The organism is Noviherbaspirillum malthae (assembly GCF_015352985.1).
Classification (GTDB): Bacteria; Pseudomonadota; Gammaproteobacteria; order Burkholderiales; family Burkholderiaceae_D; genus Noviherbaspirillum; species Noviherbaspirillum malthae.
Map to the genome: position 1 here is coordinate 113535 of NZ_JACYXF010000001.1, position 15486 is coordinate 129020.

The 15486-nt window shown below is 62.0% G+C and carries 16 protein-coding genes; 13 read left to right on the top strand and 3 right to left on the bottom strand.

The window, feature by feature from the left end:
• The first annotated feature begins 383 nt into the window (after nt 1-383).
• The 5 genes from IGW03_RS00550 to IGW03_RS00570 all read left to right on the top strand — a co-directional run bounded on the left by IGW03_RS00550 (nt 384) and on the right by IGW03_RS00570 (nt 4738).
• The gene (locus tag IGW03_RS00550; RefSeq protein ID WP_194720563.1) at nt 384-1373 is read left to right on the top strand and encodes a fatty acid desaturase family protein; all 990 of its coding nucleotides are present in this window, start codon (nt 384-386) and stop codon (nt 1371-1373) included.
• A 24-nt stretch (nt 1374-1397) separates the two neighbouring features.
• Complete coding sequence (locus tag IGW03_RS00555; protein ID WP_194720564.1) at nt 1398-2090, top strand: hypothetical protein; 693 nt, start codon at nt 1398-1400, stop codon at nt 2088-2090.
• A 241-nt stretch (nt 2091-2331) separates the two neighbouring features.
• A complete protein-coding gene (locus IGW03_RS00560; RefSeq protein WP_194720565.1) occupies nt 2332-2499 on the top strand; it encodes a hypothetical protein in 168 nt (55 codons plus the stop codon).
• Between the two features lie 236 nt (nt 2500-2735).
• The gene (locus IGW03_RS00565) at nt 2736-3395 is read left to right on the top strand and encodes a response regulator (RefSeq protein WP_194720566.1); all 660 of its coding nucleotides are present in this window, start codon (nt 2736-2738) and stop codon (nt 3393-3395) included.
• Nucleotides 3392-4738: an ATP-binding protein gene (locus tag IGW03_RS00570; RefSeq protein WP_194720567.1), complete on the top strand. Its 1347-nt coding sequence runs from the start codon at nt 3392-3394 to the stop codon at nt 4736-4738. The genes IGW03_RS00565 and IGW03_RS00570 overlap by 4 nt, the downstream gene beginning before the upstream one ends.
• A 12-nt stretch (nt 4739-4750) precedes the next feature.
• Here the strand turns inward: IGW03_RS00570 and IGW03_RS00575 are convergent, their stop codons facing one another.
• On the bottom strand, nt 4751-4933 hold the full coding sequence (locus IGW03_RS00575; protein ID WP_194720568.1) for a hypothetical protein: 183 nt from the start codon (nt 4931-4933) through the stop codon (nt 4751-4753).
• Between the two features lie 626 nt (nt 4934-5559).
• On the opposite strand from IGW03_RS00575, the gene IGW03_RS00580 reads away from it, so the two are divergent.
• Together IGW03_RS00580 and IGW03_RS00585 are read left to right on the top strand one after the other, a co-directional pair.
• Complete coding sequence (locus IGW03_RS00580; RefSeq protein ID WP_194720569.1) at nt 5560-6747, top strand: cation:proton antiporter; 1188 nt, start codon at nt 5560-5562, stop codon at nt 6745-6747.
• Nucleotide 6748: 1 nt separating this feature from the next.
• On the top strand, nt 6749-7879 hold the full coding sequence (locus IGW03_RS00585; protein ID WP_194720570.1) for a YbdK family carboxylate-amine ligase: 1131 nt from the start codon (nt 6749-6751) through the stop codon (nt 7877-7879).
• Between the two features lie 29 nt (nt 7880-7908).
• Here IGW03_RS00585 and IGW03_RS00590 read toward each other — a convergent pair whose 3' ends face one another.
• Nucleotides 7909-10059 carry a putative bifunctional diguanylate cyclase/phosphodiesterase gene (locus tag IGW03_RS00590; RefSeq protein WP_194720571.1) on the bottom strand — a complete coding sequence of 717 codons (2151 nt, stop codon included), beginning with the start codon at nt 10057-10059 and terminating at the stop codon, nt 7909-7911.
• Between IGW03_RS00590 and IGW03_RS00595 the strand changes: the two genes are divergently transcribed.
• A complete protein-coding gene (locus IGW03_RS00595; protein WP_194720572.1) occupies nt 10043-10264 on the top strand; it encodes a hypothetical protein in 222 nt (73 codons plus the stop codon). The two genes, IGW03_RS00590 and IGW03_RS00595, sit on opposite strands and share 17 nt — an antisense overlap.
• Nucleotides 10265-10341: 77 nt before the next feature.
• On the opposite strand, the gene IGW03_RS00600 is transcribed toward IGW03_RS00595, so the two are convergent.
• Complete coding sequence (locus tag IGW03_RS00600) at nt 10342-11364, bottom strand: hypothetical protein (protein WP_194720573.1); 1023 nt, start codon at nt 11362-11364, stop codon at nt 10342-10344.
• Between the two features lie 387 nt (nt 11365-11751).
• Here IGW03_RS00600 and IGW03_RS00605 point away from each other — a divergent pair, with 387 nt between their 5' ends.
• The 5 genes from IGW03_RS00605 to IGW03_RS00625 all read left to right on the top strand — a co-directional run bounded on the left by IGW03_RS00605 (nt 11752) and on the right by IGW03_RS00625 (nt 15476).
• A complete protein-coding gene (locus IGW03_RS00605; RefSeq protein WP_194720574.1) occupies nt 11752-12702 on the top strand; it encodes a MerR family transcriptional regulator in 951 nt (316 codons plus the stop codon).
• Nucleotides 12703-12865: 163 nt separating this feature from the next.
• The gene (locus tag IGW03_RS00610) at nt 12866-13003 is read left to right on the top strand and encodes a hypothetical protein (protein ID WP_194720575.1); all 138 of its coding nucleotides are present in this window, start codon (nt 12866-12868) and stop codon (nt 13001-13003) included.
• Nucleotides 13003-13860 carry a ferritin family protein gene (locus tag IGW03_RS00615; RefSeq protein WP_151635821.1) on the top strand — a complete coding sequence of 286 codons (858 nt, stop codon included), beginning with the start codon at nt 13003-13005 and terminating at the stop codon, nt 13858-13860. The genes IGW03_RS00610 and IGW03_RS00615 overlap by 1 nt, the downstream gene beginning before the upstream one ends.
• A 111-nt stretch (nt 13861-13971) precedes the next feature.
• On the top strand, nt 13972-14448 hold the full coding sequence (gene rfaE2 / locus IGW03_RS00620) for a D-glycero-beta-D-manno-heptose 1-phosphate adenylyltransferase (protein ID WP_194720576.1): 477 nt from the start codon (nt 13972-13974) through the stop codon (nt 14446-14448).
• Between the two features lie 11 nt (nt 14449-14459).
• Complete coding sequence (locus IGW03_RS00625; protein WP_194720577.1) at nt 14460-15476, top strand: asparaginase; 1017 nt, start codon at nt 14460-14462, stop codon at nt 15474-15476.
• Nucleotides 15477-15486 lie beyond the last annotated feature (10 nt).

A 15486-nucleotide genomic window follows, 5' to 3' on the forward strand; every position in this document is an offset into this window, starting at 1 on the left:
CTCGTGCGGTAAAAACTTCGTATTCAAGATTTGCCGCGCGCGGTTTCGCATCCCCGCCATTCTCGGCGTGGATGAAGCTGCGGCTGCCGGCGATTCCGGCGCAGATGCGGAAGCGGCCGGTGCGACCGTATCAGTGTCTTGCAGCCGCGGCGCGTTGCGTTCCTGGTGACTTGCAGTACGGGGAATATTGCCAATACCAAGGCTGGATGTGATCGCTCTTAACATGACACGCTCGCCGGACGGGGTTAAATGCATAAGTGGACCCAAATGCATTGCGGTTCCATAGCGCTTTGAAATTTCATCAGCTTGAAACAATCCGCCTTTAGCATGCGGGCTTCGATGTCAAACCCGCATGATTTTTTCAAAGTGAAATGGGCCGCAACATGGAATCGTCCTCACTGCTGCAAGCGCGCGCGCAGATCCGCCTCGACCGGGATCTGCTGCAGAGGCTGTCGACAAGAGCGCCGCTGCGCCTGCTGCTGCAAACACTGGCGGAATGGCTGCTGATCGCGGCATTGATGATGACGGCAACCCATGCCGAACATGCGGCGGTCAGCGCCTTGTGCATCCTGCTGATCGCGGGACGCCAGCATGCCTTGCTGATACTGATGCATGAATACGCGCATCATCAGTTCAGCCGCAAGCGGGCATGGCTGAACGACATGCTAGGCGATGCGCTGGCCGCGCTGCCGTTCTTCCTGACGGTGCACGGCTTCCGGCGCAATCACATGCCGCATCACCGGCATGTCAAGACCGAGGCGGATACCAACTGGGCTTCCGCGCTGACGGTCTCGCGTTACCAGTTTCCAAAGTCAAGGACGCAGACCTATGCGGAAATGGCCAAGCATGCGCTGGGCTGGTACACGCTCAAGGAATTGAAGCACTACGCCGTCGATGCCGGCATGGCCGTCGACCTGCCGCCTGCGGTCCGCCGCTTCCGCATCGCCCATGCGATCTTCGTTCTTGCGCTCGTTGCCTATTTCGATCTGTGGTGGACGGTGTTGCTGTACTGGATCGTTCCGCTGACCACCTTCCTGGTGGGCATACTGTATGTGCGCGATGTGAGCGAGCATTTCGGCATGCCGTCGGAGGGCATTGCCGGCGCGAGAACCATGCTGGGCAACCGGGTGGAACGCCTGTTCTTTTGCCCGCATGGCATCAACTTCCACACCGAGCATCATCTTTATCCTTCGGTACCTTTTCATCATCTCGAGTCACTGCACGAGGCGCTTCGGAAGGACGATTACTATCGCCTTCACGCCGTGATCGCGCAGGGCTACCTGACCGGCATGGTGGATCAGCTGGCGCATGGGCGCGGCGCATCAAAGCCGTCCGCTCCGGAGGCAGGTGATGCTGCCGCACCCCTTCCCTGATGCGTCGCACGACGGGACCGGATCATGAAGATCATTTCACGCTACCTGCGAGCGGACGATATTCCCGAGCTGCTGATACTGGAACGAGCGAAATGGGAAGCACATCAGGCGGCCGACGCCGACGCGCTGCTGCAGCGTATCGAAACCTATCCGCAGCTCTGCATCGGCAGTTTTTGCGCGAGTTCGGGCAGGGCGCTCGCATCGCTGTTCATGCGTCCGGTCAGTCCGCATGCCTTCACCGCGCCGACGCGCTGGGATATCTCCGCCGATGTGCGCCTATGCCACGGCGCATCGGAAGCGGGCCGATCGCTGTTCGGGATCAGCCTCAGCAGCCTGGACGCGAGGGCCGTAGCGCAAATTTTCCGCTTCTTCTATCCCCGTGCGCTGAAGGCGGGATGGCGCGACATCTATCTCGGGTCACCGATTCCCGGCTTCAGGAAGGCGCGCGAAAAAGATCCGCAGCTGCAGGTCTGGCAATACGTGCATTCGCGCCGGCGCTTTCATGGCGACGAGCCGCTCGATCCGCAGCTGCGGTATTACCATCGAAAGGGTTTCGAGGAAATCATCTCGATTCATGAAGACTACTTTCCCCACGAGGATTCCCTAAACTACGGAGTCATCGTGCGCGGCGTCATTCCGCTGGCGGCACCGCGACGGCTTTGGCGCATCACGCCGATGTGCATACTGGAAACGTTTTCCATGGTGGCCATACGCTGATCACATCACCGGCCGCCCGCATTCGAACAATTTTTCCAGAGTGCAATGTTTGCTTTCAAGAAGCGCTTCATGCGTTGAATATTTCTCAACGTTGGTAAGGAATGTGAAAAGAATGTGCGCAAGGCGGAGATACTCTAAGACTCGCTTAAGCTTCGCATGCCACACTCTTTCCGTACCGAATGCAAGATGCCGCGCATGCATCACTGGCATTCAACCGGATCGACACTTCACTGAGGGATATATGACCACCCATCTCACCATTGCCAATGTCAGCGCAGCTTCCTCTCGCAGTGCCGTCTCGCCGGTCGTCAAGACCGGCCAGCAAACCACGACGGTGGCGCGCGGCAGCCGGGTGCAGCGTATCGAACTGGAGCGGCGTGACCGCTTCGGCCGTTTCGGCCGCCGCTGATCCGCTATCCGTCGTTGCGCCGTCAACGGCCTGCGCATGCCAGTCATGTGCAGGCCGTTTCAGTTTTTTCCGTCGTTTTCCCTTCTCCGCCGAGGCTGCAAGTTTTCGGTGCCATGCGATCCCTGATGCCCAAGGCATTGTCATCTTGCCCAGACGTCGCACGCAAAAGGGCGGCCGGTCATAAATGGTTCTAGAATCGAGTCTTTCCCGCACTAGAACGGCAAGCCCGTTACGACATGAAGATTCTGCTAGTTGAAGACGATGCAATGATCGGCGAAAACATACAGATTGCGCTCGAGGGCGAGGACATTTCCGTTGACTGGGTCAGGGACGGCGAAGCGGCCGACATGGCGCTCGCGACCCATACCTACGACGCGATGCTGCTCGACCTCGGACTGCCGGGAAAGGACGGCATGGAAGTGCTGCGCAGCCTGCGCGCCCGCACCAACAGCACCCCGGTGCTGATCGTCACCGCGCGCGATTCGGTGCCCGAGCGCGTGCTGGGCCTGAAGACCGGGGCCGACGATTATCTCGTCAAGCCCTTCGATGTCGAGGAATTGATCGCCCGCCTGCATGCGCTGGTCCGGCGTTCGCGCGGCATGACGGAAAGCACTTACCGCAACGGCAACATTGAAATCAATATCGAAACCCGGCAAGTCATGGTCGACGGCAGCCAGGTCATTCTGTCATCGCGCGAATGGGCGATCCTGGATGCGCTGATCGCACGTCCCGGCGCCATCCTGTCGCGCAGCCAGCTTGAAGAGCGGCTGTACGGATGGTCGGGCGATGTCGAGAGCAATGCCATCGAAGTCTATGTGCACGGCCTGCGCAAGAAGCTCGGCCCGCAGTTCGTGATCACGGTGCGCGGTCTCGGTTACATGGTGGGCAAATCATGATGCGTTCCCTGCGCGTCCGGCTGATCCTGCTGCTCGGCGTGGCCATCCTCGGCTCGGCCGCACTGCAGTTCACGGTGTCGCTGCGCGAAGCGATGCAGGAAGCCAACAAGCTCTTCGACTATCACATGAAGCAGATGGCCTTCGCGCTGAAGGACACTGCGTTCGACGATACCGAGTGGTACACCTCGTCCAAGCCGAGCACGAATTTCGATTTCGTCATCCAGGTCTGGGGCGACGACGGCGTGCGCGTCTTCCAGCGCCGGCCCTACCTGTTCCTGCCGCAGCAGGGCGCGCTCGGCTTTTCCACGGTGTCGCTGAACAACGGCGACTGGCGGGTGTTTGCCATCGAGAACCAGTCCAAGCGCATCCAGGTTGCGCAGAAGATGGATACCCGGCGCGACCGCGCCATTTCGCTGGCCATGCATTCGCTGTGGCCCATCATCCCGGTGTCGCTGATGCTGTTCGCCGCAGCCTGGTGGGTGGTGACGTCCGCACTCAGTCCGCTCAACCGCATCGGCCATGACCTGTCGCACCGCAATGCCGATTCCACTGCACCGGTGTCGGACGCGGGCGTGCCGCAGGAAGTGTCGCTGCTGGTGGCCGAACTCAACCTGCTGCTGACGCGCATGGGCAGCGCCCTGCAGTCGCAGCGCAATTTCGTGGCCGACGCGGCCCATGAACTGCGTTCGCCGCTGACCGCGCTCAAGCTGCAGCTGCAGACCCTGACCCGGGCCAAGGACGACATGGCGCGCGCCCAGGCGGTTGCCCGGCTGCAGGGCGGGGTGGACCGTGCGTCGCGGCTGGTGGAACAGCTGCTCGTGCTGGCGCGGCAGGATCCGATGTCGGTGCCCGCCAGCGATACCGTGGTGGACCTGCAGGCCTGCATCGAGTATGCCGCCGCCGACGTCGCGCCGCTGGCCGCCTCCAAGAACGTCGAAATCCGGCTGGAAGCCGCGGTGCGCACCGCCGTGGAAGGCGATGCCGAGGCCCTGCGCATGATGACGCGCAACCTGCTCGACAATGCGGTGCGCTATACGCCCGCCGACGGCAGCGTCGCCGTCGCCATTGCGAGTGCGGAGGGCAAGGCTCGCCTGACGGTCGAGGATTCCGGGCCGGGCATTTCGGAAGAGAACAGGACACGGGTGTTTGATCGCTTCTATCGTGTGCCCGGCACCAGCGCCGGCGGCAGCGGCCTGGGCCTGGCCATCGTCAAGGCGATTGTCGACCGGCACCAGGGCAGCGTGGAACTCGGCCGTTCGGCGCTCGGGGGCCTGAAGGTGGAAGTGGATCTGCCGCTGCACGATATCGTGAGCAAGCCTGAACCGGTGGCGGAGACCGTCTAGTTTAAGCTTCCCCTAAGCTAATTCGGGCATGATGAAGCCGTACTGCCACTCAGCAGGTGGCATTGAAGGTTCCCTTTTGGCTCGGCAGGTCCCTGGACCGCCGAGCCATTTTTTTGTGGCCGGCAAACATGCCATGCAGGACAGGAAGCGGCGCCGCAATGCAAAAGCCCGCTTCTTGTGGAAGCGGGCTTTCATGTCTCTCTCCTCAACTCCTGAGAATGGATTTTTTTAACAGCAGGCAGATTCTGCATCATTTTCAGGAATTTGAAAATGGTGCTGCAATCATTGCTCCGATGTTTTCCGGTACAGCATCAATCTTTCTTCCGGCTTAAGTTTCCCCTAAGCATAGTCATGCAACATGGCGCTGCTTGTGAACGCAGCGGCAACGGCGCCCGCCGTTCAGGCAGGCGCAAAAGCAGGTCCGCCCCGAACGCGGGCGCGCTGTTCCGGCCAAGCCGGAGGGCGATTGTTCAATTTTCAATTTCAGAGCACGTGCATATCGTGCATACGTACATAGGCGCGTTCTGCATTCCGCCGTATTTCGATTCGCGATCAATGCCGTGCCTTGGCGCGGCCCCGCGGCAGGCAGGACGATCCCCTCAACACATGGCGTAAGAAACCTGCCGCAACTCGATATCCGGTTATCGACCGCATGCGAGGATGCGCGGGGCCCGGCACCCGGGTGGCCAAAGCGCTCAACCCGCGCACACCCGGCCGCCTCCGCGGTCCAAGGATCTCGTGATCCAGGGTTGCAACGGGCACACGTGCGCCATGCAGCGAGCCGGCATGCCATGCCGCCTTGCCAACCAGCCAGGAAAAAGATGACAGAATTCCTACCTATCAGTACCGGTTTCGTCTGGCCGCTTGCCGTGGCAATTGCCTGGTTACTGGGCGAAATCGTGCACCGCTCGACGAATCTGCCCCGCATCAGCATCTACAGCCTGACCGGCGTGCTGCTCTCCTATGCCCAGACCGGCATGCTGCCGCGGCCCAGCGAAGGCGAAATCACGCTGATCGCCAACATGGCCTTCGGCCTGATCCTCTTCGAGTTCGCCTACCGCATCAACCTGCGCTGGCTCAGGCTGAACTGGTGGCTGGCCGTCAGCGGCCTGGCGGAATCGGTCGCCACCTTCGTGCTGGTGTATCTGGTGGCGGGTTCCTTCGGCATTACCGGCCTGCCGGGTCTGCTGATCGCGGCGCTGGCGGTATCGACCTCGCCGGCGGAAGTGCTGCGCGTCGTGAACGAGCAGCGCAGTTCGGGGCAGGTGACCGAGCGGGTGCTGCACCTGGCGGCGCTCAACTGCTTCTTCGCGGTGTTCATCTTCAACCTCATCGTCGGCCTCTGGTCCTTCCAGCATTCCGGCAGCCTGTGGGGCGCCGTCTCCAACAGCCTGCTGGTTCTCGTCGCCTCGGGCGCGCTGGGCATCGCCTTCGGCTATGCGGTGCCGGTGCTGCTGCGCAAGATCGGCATTCTCGCGCAGGACGCGACCCTGGCGTTTTCGATTGCGGTGATCCTGCTGGCCGCGCTGGCCCAGGCCTTCAAGATCTCGCCCATCCTGGCCACGCTCAGCTTCGGCCTGATGGTGCGCCACCGCCGCGAAGCGCTCAGTCCGGCGCAGCGCAATTTCGGCGCGCTCGGCGACCTGCTGACGGTGCTGCTGTTCGTCTTCATCGGCGCCAGCCTCGCCTGGCCGCGCATCGTGGCCGGCGCCGACATCGCGCTGGCCCTGCTGGGCGCGCGTTTCCTTTCCAAGCTGGCCGGCGCCACGCTGTTCGCCCGCTTCAGCGGCACCACCTGGCGCAAGGGGCTGCTGACCGGCGTTGCGATGTCGCCGATGTCGGTACTGGTCATCGGCCTGCTGGTACAGACGCGTTCCATGGGCATCGACCTGATGGACCAGCTCGCGCCGCTGGCGACCGCCACGCTTCTGCTTGCAATCTTCGGTCCGGTGCTGACGCAGCTGGCATTGAAGTTTGCCGGTGAAACTTCCGAATCCGAGGAGAAATGACATGCCGCTCGAACCCTTTGGCGAGTCCAAACCCCTGACGCTGGGCGTCGAACTCGAACTGCAGCTGGTCAGCCTGAGCGACTTCGACCTGGTCGATGCCAGCCCCGACATGCTCGCGCTGCTGTCGCGCCGCAAGTTTCCCGGCAACGTGGTGCCCGAAATCACGGAGAGCATGATCGAGATCTCGACCGACGTGCATACCAACCATGCGGAGCTGCTGGCGCAGCTGCGCGAGATCCGCGATACCCTGGTGCGCGCCGGCGACATGCTCAATGTCGGCGTCTGCGGCGGCGGCACGCATCCCTTCCAAAACTGGTCGGAGCGCAAGATATTTTCCAAGCCGCGCTTCCAGGAAGTCTCGACCCTGTACGGCTACCTGGCCAAGCAGTTCACCATCTTCGGCCAGCACGTGCACGTCGGCTGCAGTTCCGGCGACGTCGCGCTGCGCCTGCTGCACAGCCTCAACCGCTACGTGCCGCACTTCATCGCGCTCTCGGCATCGTCACCCTATGTACAAGGCAGGGATACCCTGTTCAATTCCGCGCGCCTGAACTCGGTGTTCGCCTTTCCGCTGAGCGGCCGCGCGCCTTTCCTGCTCACCTGGGAAGAATTCCAGAACGAGTATTTCGCCAAGATGGAACACACCGGCATCGTCAAGAGCATGAAGGACTTCTACTGGGACATCCGCCCCAAGCCGGAATACGGCACCATCGAACTGCGGGTGTGCGACACGCCGCTGACGGTGGAGCGCGCCGCCGGGCTAGCCTGCTACCTGCAGGCGCTGTGCTGCTATCTGCTCGAGGGCATGGAGCCCGCGCCGCGCGAGGAGGATTACCTGGTGTACAACTACAACCGCTTCCAAGCCTGCCGCTTCGGCTTGGACGGCACCATCGTCCATCCGCAGACGCATGAAGCGAAAACGCTGCGTGAAGACATTCTCTCCACCCTGGAGCGCATCCAGCCCTTCGCTGCGGCGCTGGGCGGCGAAGCTGCGCTGGCGCACATACGGCAAGCCGCACAGGCGGGCAGCGACGCCAGCTACCTGCGCGACAAGCGTGCGCAATGCGGTAGCACCGAAGGCATGGTCAACGAGGCGGTGCGCCGCTTCCGCGAGGATTTCGAAATTGCATGACGCCCGAGTCTTCGCTGCCCGGGGCGGCTTCAGGCAAGCGATGCCGGCACGGGTGCCGGTGCAGCGGCCAGCATGGCCGACAGCTGCGCCGCCGGCACCGGCTTGCTGTAGTAGTAACCCTGCACCTGATCGCATGAGGCGGCCTGCAGGAAGTCGCGCTGCGCCTCGGTTTCCACCGCTTCGGCCACCACCGTCACGTTCAGCGTCTTGGCCATGGCGACGATCGCACGCGTGATGCCGGCGTCCTTGGTATCGGAGGGAAGTCCGCGCACGAAGGCGCCGTCGATCTTGAGCGTGTCGATCGGCAGGTTCTTGAGCGTCGACAGCGAAGAAAAGCCGGTGCCGAAATCATCGACCGCAATGCGCACGCCCGCTTCCTTGAGCCGCACTATCGTCTTCAGGCTTTCCTCGAAGCGGTCCATGAACATGCTTTCCGTGATTTCCAGCTCCAGCCGCGTCGGGTCCATGCCGGTCTCGATCAGGATTGCGGCGATATCGCGGTGCAATCCCTCGTCGCTGAACTGCGACACCGACAGGTTCACCGCCACGTTCAGGTCCCCGAAGCCCTGTTCGCGCCAGGCGACGGCCTGCCGGCAGGATTCCTCGATCGCCCAGCGTCCGAGCTGGTGGATGAGGCGGGTTTCCTCGGCCAGCGGAATGAAGCGGGTGGGAGGCACCGTGCCCAGCTTGGGATGCGTCCAGCGCATCAGGGCCTCGACGCCGACGATGCGGCCGCCTGGCAGTCCGACCTTGGGCTGGTAATGCATCGAAATCTCGCGGCGCTCGATGGCGGTGCGCAGATAGGTTTCCAGCGTCAGCTTCTCGATCACATGCTCGTTGAGCTCGTTGCAGTAGAAGCGGAAGGCATTCTTGCCGTCGTCCTTTGCCTTGTACATGGCCACGTCCGCGCAGCGCAGCAGCGACTGCTCATTGTGGCCGTCGCGCGGAAACAGGCTGACGCCGATGCTGGCGGTGACATAGAACTCCTGTTCGCCGATGACGAACGGCCAGCGCGCCACCGCCAATATCTTTTCCGCGACCACGGCCACCGTCGCCGGCGCATCGACGTCTTCCAGCAGCACGACGAATTCGTCTCCGCCCAGGCGCGCAATGATGTCGCTTTCGCGCAGGCAGTGCCGGATGCGGGTGGCGACTTCCTGCAGCAGCTGGTCGCCGGCTTCATGGCCCATCGTGTCGTTGACCGTCTTGAAGCGGTCGAGGTCGATGAGCAGCAGGGCCAGCATCCTGCCGTGCCGCTGCGCCTGGTTCATGGCTCGCAGCAGATGGCTGCTGAGCATGCGCCGGTTCGGCAGCGAGGTCAGTGTGTCATGGTAGGCGAGATAGGCCACTTTCTCTTCCGAACGGATGCGCTCCTGGATCTCCTGGCGCAGCTGGCTGTTGGCATGCATGAGTTCCGCGGCCTTGCGTTCGAGGTCGTTGTTCACCTTCTCCAATTCCAGCGTATGCTGGCCGGAACGCGCGGCGAGGTAGGAATCGACGACGGAAAGATGAAAGCTCGTCGCCAGCAGCAGGAAAGCGATGCCGCCCACGGCCCAGGCCAGCCACCAGGCGTTCAGCACGCCGTTTTCGGTGATGCAGACGGCGCCGGCGGGAATATGCGCAGCCGCCATGCCGGTGTAATGCATTCCCGCGATCGACAGTCCCATGACCAGCGCGCCCAGCAGCCGCAGCGGCAGGCCGGAGGCTGCTCGTGCGCCGCGTACGCGCCGGTTGATCGACAGCGCGCCGGTGGAGGCGGCGGCTGCAATCAGGATGGAGGTGAACACCAGCCAGGAGTCGTAGGTGACGGCCGGATTCAATGCCAGCGCCGACATGCCGACATAATGCATGGCGACGATGCCGCCGGCCATCACGGCGCCGGCAACAAGCAGCTGCGGCTTCCTGCCGGAGGGAAGGTTCAGGATATGCAGCGAATAAGCGCTGACGCCGATGGCGATCAGGAGGGACAGCACCGTCGGGCCGAGGTCGTAGAACACCGGGATGGCCAGCTTGAGCGCGAGCATGCCGATGAAATGCATTGCCCAGATGCCCGTGCCCATGGACAGCGCGCTGCCCGCCAGCCAGCAGGCCGCGGCCCGCCGGCTTCTTGCCGCCGCAACGCGGCCGGTCAGGTTGAAGGCGACGAAGGAAGCAAAGACGGCAATGGCGATCGAAAGCATGACGAGCCAGGGCTCGTACCGTGATTCCATGGTGTGTATGTATTCAGGCCAGGTTGAGCCGGCGGACCCCATGTCGCTTCGGCAAGCCGCCAGTCAACTGCTCAACGTGCGAATGGCGCACGCTGCCATGGCGGACCCGGTTCATGATATCCCGAGCCGTATCTTCCAAGCATCTATTTTCCGTCTGAACCGGCGCTTTTCCTGAATCATGCCGCACCAACGTATGGAGTCATACGGAGTTGCCTGGAAAATGCCCCGTTTTCCATGGTGTTTCCAGGGTGTTTAACGGATGGTGCCGATGGCCATCGGCTCCGCCGGCAGCTGGGCCGGTCTTTTCATGGTGGCATTGACAATGGAATCGAAGCGCGGCGCGCCGACCGAACCGCACTGGCGCCTGGTGTTCGGCCGCTGCCCCAGCGGCACGCTGTAGCCGATGCGCATGGCGGTGCTGCCGGCGCCGTCGTTCTGTTCGCGGACGACCTGCAGATTCCATCGGTCGCGCGTCAGGGTCAGGTCGAAGCGCTCTGAGCTGCTCGTGCTGGCATAGCCGCCATGCAGCTGAAGGCAGTCGTCGAAGAAATGGGAATAGCGGACGCGGTTCGACGATTGAGATTCGCTGCGCATGGCGGCCGCATCGCCGAAATAGCTGGCCTGGTTCAAGTCATGCTTGAGTTCGAGCCTGGAGACGGGCGAGGGGCGCAGGTTGAGACTGAGCTGGTAGCCGTCGGTGCGCCCGGATGCCGGCAGCTGGATGCCGGCCATGCCCGCATCCAGCGTATCCGGGTCGGTGAGCGTCGATACCGCCGACGAGGCGGCCGCATTGGCCTCGACCTTGTACGCGGAAATACCGAGGTCGGACAGGTATTCGTAATGGTCCCAGTATTTCTTCGCGCCCAGCAGGTAGCCTTGCTGCTGTACCGCCGCAATGCCCGAGCTGCCGTCCGTGGCGCTATGCAGCTGCGACCCGGCGATACGGAATCGCACGTTTTTCTTGGGCGCGAAGATGCCGTTGACGACCACTTCCGATTGCTGTTCCCGGTGGGTAAGGGTGCCACCCACGCCGAACTGCTTCGACAGGGCACGGCCGTAATCCAGGGTCAGGGCCGGAGCCACCGTGTACTGCTCGAGCTTGGCGTCCCATTTTTCCTGCTGGCCGTTGTAGCCGATCATTGCGCGGTCGCGCGCGAGGCCGAAATAGCCGGGCGCATGCATGCCGCCCTGCAGGTCCGGCAACTGGCCGAGGATGTCCTGGTCCGGTTTCGGTCCCATCGCGGCTGCGCTCACCTGAGTCGAAAAAGTCAGCATGCTCAAGCTTGCATGCCATTTGATGCGATTGAAGAATTGAAAAAGCATGCGTTCCCGGCCTCCCTGTCCAGCTGCTTGACATGGCTCCCTTGCAACGGGCAATAAGAGCGGCAGTATTCTTGAACATTCCGACATGCATGGACAGCACCGGGCAGAAAATAGTTGCATTGAAAAAACTTCAACATCGGAAACGCTGGCGGTTTTACTTGTCGTTGTGATCAATGTGGCATCGGTAATGCCGGCAGGAGATTTGATGTGAACGGGTATTGGTGCGAGAAGCTTTTGTCAATCCATTGTCCATGACAGAAGGCTTCGCATACAATGTTGACATATTGAGCATTCCGCGTTGCATCGTGTCCAGAACCCTAATCCATTTCATGTCTTCCAATGACCTCTGACGCTACTCCGGCCGCTCCGCTCAGCATCGGCTCGGTCGAGCGCGAGACCGGCTTGTCCAAAGATACGCTGCGCATCTGGGAACGGCGCTACGGATTCCCGCAGCCCGGACGGGATGCTTTCGGCGAGCGCATCTATGCGCTGGAAGACGTGCGCAAGCTGCAATTGCTCAAGCGGCTGATCGACATCGGGCATCGGCCGGGAAAGATTGTCGATCGCAATATCGAGGAATTGCAGGCGCTTGCGCAAGGCATCGCCCGCACCGCGTTGCCGCTGCGTATCGAAGACGGTGAAAGGGAAGAACTGCAGCATTATCTCGATCTGTGCAAGACGCACCGCTTCGAGGAATTTCGCCGAATGCTTTCGCAGGACCTGCTGCGGCTCGGGCTGTTCGGATGCGTGGTCAACATCATTGCGCCGCTCAACCATATCGTGGGCAGGCATTGGGCCAACGGCAGCCTTGCCGTCTTTGAAGAGCACCTCTATACCGAGTCGGTGCAGATCGTGCTGCGCAATGCGATTGCCGCCGTTCCGAGACCGCACGGCGGCGCCGGACGGCCGCGCGTCCTGCTGACCACTTTTCCCCAGGAGCAGCACGGACTCGGCCTGCTGATGGCGGAAGCCATCTTCGCGCTGGAAGGCGCAAGCTGCATCTCGCTCGGCGTGCAGACGCCGATCATCGAAATTTCCAGGGCCGCCGAAACGCAGCATGCCGACATCGTTGCACTCTCGTTTTCTTCCGCAATGAACGGCAACCAGGCGCTCGAAGGCCTGCGCGATCTGCGCGCCGGCTTGAAGCCGGATACCGAAATCTGGATAGGCGGCGGCTGTGCGGTGCTGGCCCGCCGTCCGCCGCCCGGCATTGTCGTGCTCGACCTTTCCGACGTCGCAGCGCAGCTCGGTGAATGGTATCGCCGCCGCAATCCGCACGATCCGCATTGAGCAGCCGCCGCGGCGGTCGTTAATGTGCATGATCTCCGGCACTCGAACTCGTTGCCGTTGTCATAATGCCGATGCCGTGAAATGAACTTGCCTTATCAGGGAGAAACATTTCGCTGGCAGTTGTCATGGTTCAAGCCAGGTCGGAAACTTCTGCAGATCCGATATGAATGCCATGGTGTTCAACCTGCGCAACTCACTTGCAGCTCCTTATTCCAAGCATCGTGTCAAACATGTCCGGAAAGGGGTTTCCACGCTTTTCTTTGGTAAAATCAATTGGTTAACTAATCTCGAAGGTGCGTGATGCTGTACCCAGAACTCTTCAAATCGCTCGAACAAGTCCGCTGGAACATGGAAAAAGACATTCCGTGGGACCAGTTTGATGCATCGAAATTGTCGGACGAGCAAGCCCAGACCATCAGGATGAATGCGATCACCGAATGGTCCGCATTGCCCGCGACCGAAATGTTTTTGCGCGACAATCGCGGCGACAGTGATTTCTCCGCGTTCATGTCCGTCTGGTTCTTTGAAGAGCAGAAGCATTCGCTGGTACTGATGGAATATCTGCGCCGTTTCCGTCCCGAACTGGTTCCGACCGAAGAGGAACTGCATAACGTGCGTTTCGAATTCGATCCCGCGCCTCCGCTCGAAACGCTGATGCTGCACTTCTGCGGCGAGATCCGCCTGAATCACTGGTACCGCTGCGCCTCCGATTGGCATACCGAGCCGGTCATCAAGGCCATCTACAAGATCATCAGCCAGGACGAAGCCCGCCATGGCGGCGCTTACCTGCGCTACATGAAGAAGGCGCTGGGCGAAGTGGGCGATTCGGCACGTGCCGCATTTGCCAAGATCGGCGTACTGATGGCCTCCGCGCGCCGCACCGAAAAGCCGCTGCACCCGACCAACCTGCACGTCAACCAGTCGCTGTTCCCGAATGACACCGTGCAGAGCCGCCTGCCGGATCCGAACTGGCTGGAACGCTGGCTCGACGGCCAGATCAAGTTCGACGGCGAGTGGGAAAAGAAGGTGGTCGACCGCATCCTGCACAACATGTCGCTGCTGTTCGAACGTACCTTCGAGTCGGTGCAGGACCTGAACCGCTACCGCAAGGAAGTCACCGCGCGCCTGCAACCGGGGCAGCTGAAGCCGGCCGCCTGAGCGCCGGCGCCGGACGCATCAAGACCGCAGGACGCAATCGCGTTACACTCGAGGGCCGCAGGGAATTTCCTGCGGCCCTTTTTCTTTTTTCGTTTCTTTTTCCTTTGCTCCATGCCTGAATTCGAAAAGAAACTCTGCCGCCGCGACGAACTCGCCGGGCGCATCGCCCGTCTGCCCAAGCCCGTGGTGCTGACCAACGGCGTCTTCGACATCCTGCACCGCGGCCATGTCACCTATCTCGCGCAGGCGAGGGCGCTCGGCGCGTCGCTGGTCGTCGCCGTCAACACCGATGCCTCGGTCAGGCGCCTCGGCAAGGGCGACGACCGGCCGGTCAATGCCTGCGAGGACCGCATGGCCATTCTGGCGGCGCTGGAATCGGTCAGCATGGTCGTGCCCTTCGATGAAGACACCGCGCTCGAAGTGGTGCAGGAAGGGCGTCCGGACATCTACGTCAAGGGCGGCGACTATGACATGAACGCCATTCCCGAAGGCCGCGCCGTGGCTGCCTATGGCGGACGCGCGGTGGCCATCGATTTCGAACACGACCGCTCCACCACCAAGCTGCTGGCGAAGGTGCGGAAAGCCTGAAGGGGACTGCAATGACAGACGCTTCCTTTGTCCCATTGGTTGAAGCGACGCGCGGCGGACACACGGAATCGATTCACCATGGCGCCGTGGCGGTCGTCAATGCGCGCGGCGAATTGCTGTATCACGCCGGCGATCCCGACTTCCTGACCTTCACCCGTTCGACCATCAAGCCATTCCAGGCGCTTCCCTTCCTGCAGGACGGCGGCCACGAGAAATTCGGCTTCGAATCCCGCGAACTGGCGCTGCTGTGCGCCAGCCATTCCGGCGAAGCCATGCATACCGAGACGGTGGAACGCATGCTGCGCAAGGCCGGCTGCGACGAGCATCATCTGCGCTGCGGCTGTCATGTTCCGCTGTACTACCCAACGCATGACAAGGCGCCCGATGCCGGAGCGAGCTTCAACCAGCTGCACAACAATTGCAGCGGCAAGCATGCGGGATTTCTCGCCTGGTGCATCCAGCACGGCAAGCCGCTGGACAATTACGTCGAGCCCGCGCATCCGCTGCAGCAGTCGGTGCGGCAAAGCCTCGCAGAGGTAACCGGTCTCGCGCCGGACGCCATGCCGATGGGAATCGACGGCTGTTCTGCGCCGAATTTCGCATTGCCGCTGTCACGTCTGGCGCTGGCTTATTCCAGGCTGGCACAGGGCGACCGCGATCCGGTCTACGGCAGCGTGATGGGCGACCTGTTCGACGCCATGACCGGCCATCCCGAACTGGTGTCGGGCAGCGGCCGCAGCGATCTTGCCTTCATGCAAACCGCGCCGGGCGACTGGGTGGCCAAGATCGGCGCCGAGGCGGTGCAGGCGATCGGCATACGCTCGATGGGCATCGGCATCGCCATCAAGATTGCCGACGGCAATACGCGGGCGCTTCTTCCCGCCGCCGTTGCCGTGCTGAAGCAGATCGGCGCCATCGATGGAGTCGACGATACGCCGCTGGCTTCCTGGGCCAGCCCGCAGATCAACAATTGCAGGGGTGTGCACACCGGCGGCCTGCGCGCGGTGTTCACACTCGCCGGACATTGAAGAGGAACAT

Coding starts and splice junctions, on each gene's coding strand:
- IGW03_RS00550 (WP_194720563.1), top strand. CDS start 384: ATGGAATCGTCCTCACTGCTGCAAGCGCGCGCGCAGATCCGCCTCGAC.
- IGW03_RS00555 (WP_194720564.1), top strand. CDS start 1,398: ATGAAGATCATTTCACGCTACCTGCGAGCGGACGATATTCCCGAGCTG.
- IGW03_RS00560 (WP_194720565.1), top strand. CDS start 2,332: ATGACCACCCATCTCACCATTGCCAATGTCAGCGCAGCTTCCTCTCGC.
- IGW03_RS00565 (WP_194720566.1), top strand. CDS start 2,736: ATGAAGATTCTGCTAGTTGAAGACGATGCAATGATCGGCGAAAACATA.
- IGW03_RS00570 (WP_194720567.1), top strand. CDS start 3,392: ATGATGCGTTCCCTGCGCGTCCGGCTGATCCTGCTGCTCGGCGTGGCC.
- IGW03_RS00575 (WP_194720568.1), bottom strand. CDS start 4,933: ATGAAAGCCCGCTTCCACAAGAAGCGGGCTTTTGCATTGCGGCGCCGC.
- IGW03_RS00580 (WP_194720569.1), top strand. CDS start 5,560: ATGACAGAATTCCTACCTATCAGTACCGGTTTCGTCTGGCCGCTTGCC.
- IGW03_RS00585 (WP_194720570.1), top strand. CDS start 6,749: ATGCCGCTCGAACCCTTTGGCGAGTCCAAACCCCTGACGCTGGGCGTC.
- IGW03_RS00595 (WP_194720572.1), top strand. CDS start 10,043: ATGGCGATCGAAAGCATGACGAGCCAGGGCTCGTACCGTGATTCCATG.
- IGW03_RS00590 (WP_194720571.1), bottom strand. CDS start 10,059: ATGCTTTCGATCGCCATTGCCGTCTTTGCTTCCTTCGTCGCCTTCAAC.
- IGW03_RS00600 (WP_194720573.1), bottom strand. CDS start 11,364: ATGCTGACTTTTTCGACTCAGGTGAGCGCAGCCGCGATGGGACCGAAA.
- IGW03_RS00605 (WP_194720574.1), top strand. CDS start 11,752: ATGACCTCTGACGCTACTCCGGCCGCTCCGCTCAGCATCGGCTCGGTC.
- IGW03_RS00610 (WP_194720575.1), top strand. CDS start 12,866: ATGAATGCCATGGTGTTCAACCTGCGCAACTCACTTGCAGCTCCTTAT.
- IGW03_RS00615 (WP_151635821.1), top strand. CDS start 13,003: ATGCTGTACCCAGAACTCTTCAAATCGCTCGAACAAGTCCGCTGGAAC.
- rfaE2 (WP_194720576.1), top strand. CDS start 13,972: ATGCCTGAATTCGAAAAGAAACTCTGCCGCCGCGACGAACTCGCCGGG.
- IGW03_RS00625 (WP_194720577.1), top strand. CDS start 14,460: ATGACAGACGCTTCCTTTGTCCCATTGGTTGAAGCGACGCGCGGCGGA.